The following is a 387-nucleotide window of genomic DNA, read 5'->3' on the forward strand; positions in this document are numbered from 1 at the left end:
TCGGGCAACGGTGATCTCTATGATTACTGTAATTGTCGGTGTAATGTGGGCTTTCGGGGTGCTCGGCCTATTACACTACGAGATCACTGTACTCACCGCGATCATTCCGCCGTTGATCATTGTGATTGGAATACCTAACTGCATTTTCCTTATCAATAAATATCAGCAGGAGATCAAGAAGCACGGGAATCAGGCGAAGTCGCTGCAGCGGGTGATCACCAAAGTGGGGAATGCTACCCTGCTCACCAATCTCACCACCGCTTCAGGATTTGCCACTTTTATACTTACTGAAAGCACCCTGCTTACTGAGTTCGGGATCGTTGCCTCTATCAACATCATCCTCATCTTTATTCTCAGTTTGCTCATCATTCCTATCATTTACAGCTA

General features: G+C 46.3%; 1 protein-coding gene. It reads left to right on the top strand.

Going from position 1 to position 387, the window contains the following annotated elements; genetic code table 11:
- A partial coding sequence (locus HC176_RS17325) for an MMPL family transporter (RefSeq protein ID WP_167920251.1) occupies positions 1 to 387 on the top strand: 387 nt, incomplete at both ends.

It is taken from the genome of Tamlana crocina, assembly GCF_012037625.1.